The sequence below is a fragment of the Levilactobacillus cerevisiae genome (assembly GCF_003946245.1).
GTDB classification, from domain to species: Bacteria; Bacillota; Bacilli; order Lactobacillales; family Lactobacillaceae; genus Levilactobacillus; species Levilactobacillus cerevisiae.
The window spans coordinates 1-1,419 of sequence record NZ_RHNN01000077.1; the positions used below are offsets into that span (position 1 = coordinate 1).

Consider the following 1,419-nt stretch of genomic DNA (forward strand, 5'->3'; position numbering starts at 1 on the left):
TCCTTTTACTTGATCGCTGTTGAATTATCTTTTGACCCTTACCTCTTCTTTTTGATTTTAGGTCAAGCGTAAAATCTGAAATTTTATTTTGATCTAGCTTACTTAAATGACCGATTTCTTTAAAGTTTAAACCGGCTTTGGGAAAGCGATAAATATTACCAAGATCGACCCAGGAAGGTTTCTTCAACCCAGCGGATTGCCAATCTTGAATCGGATAATATTGTTGCTTGATATAAGCCGACTTCTTTTCATACTGACTAGTAATTTTAAAAGCCTCGACCGTCTGTTCTGATACCCGACGAATTAAAACTGGCCGAGACTTGCCACCGTTAGTTTCTACAAAACTAACGTATAGGCTGACTAAGTCATTAGTCCTCATCTGGATCGTTGAGCCAATCAGCGACCTCTTTAGCGTCTTTGAACTCGGTGACTGGTGTCCCTTCGGTCGCCTTTAAAAAGCGTAAATTAGCTCTTTCTTCTTCGCTTAAAGACGCATTAAAAGGTAAAGCACCATTAGCAACAATCCGCTTGTAAAACATGTTAATGGCCGTGGTTGGATTTAAGCCCAATTCGCTTAAAACTGCTTCGGTATCATCGGCCAAATCTTTATCAATCTTGACTTGGACCCGTTTCTTTTCATTAACTGCCATGATTGTCTCATCTCCTTTCTTTTACTACTACCATTATACTACCTTTTGAGTACCTTATCAATAGATAAAGCCCTGGCCTCAAATCACTTGAGCTTGGTGTTGATCTAAAGGTTGAACTTTTGAGCTGGTTAGCTCTGGCACTCATTTAAAAGCCCCTATTCTTCTGTTTAAGCCATTTAAATCTAACCTAAGTATAAATAGGTTAGTAAGTCTTAAAACTGCTTAGAAAGGATTTTGTAGCCTTTTAGGACTAGTAGTACAACCCACTGTTATCGTTGTCGGCCGACTTTTCTTCTTCGGCTTTAGTCATTAAAAATTTAAGTTCTTCGTCGTCCAGTGGGATTATGACGCCAATATCTTTATGATCCTTCTCAACTCGGTACTTAGCATTTAAGATAATGCCAATGAAGCGCCGCATTTGTTGTGGGGTACGGCACCAAAAACTAAGCAGTATTCATCATGTTACAGCACCCAAGTAAAAGCTACGAAGATAAAAACATTCATCCTCAAAATATGTAACCTAGAAAAAAGACCTCCAGTGTTAAACCGGGAGCCTTTTTTAGTATACCAATTTCTACTTAACATAAGGCGGCTTATCCCAAGTAACCTGATTCATTACCGAGGGAACAACATTCCGTTCTTTTTTGATTGTGAACTTGTCCAAAAAAGAAGTGGTATAGGTCGCAGATTGACTTTAATTGGGGAAAGGAAGTTTGTGAAAATTACTGGTATTACTCCTAGACCATTCCCTTAAATTCAACTGTCTCAT

General features: G+C 38.6%; 2 protein-coding genes and 1 pseudogene. All 3 read right to left on the reverse strand.

The genetic code is table 11. From position 1 onward, the window contains the following. On the reverse strand, window positions 1–379 hold a 379-nt coding region (locus EKM99_RS15640), incomplete at its 3' end, for a hypothetical protein (protein WP_125584212.1). Continuing rightward, window positions 369–650: a type II toxin-antitoxin system RelB/DinJ family antitoxin gene (locus tag EKM99_RS15645; protein ID WP_105308475.1), complete on the reverse strand. Its 282-nt coding sequence runs from the start codon at window positions 648–650 to the stop codon at window positions 369–371. The genes EKM99_RS15640 and EKM99_RS15645, both read right to left, overlap by 11 nt. Window positions 651–900: 250 nt before the next feature. Then, window positions 901–1,101: pseudogene (locus EKM99_RS15650) on the reverse strand (replication initiator protein A); the annotation flags it as partial. Window positions 1,102–1,419 lie beyond the last annotated feature (318 nt).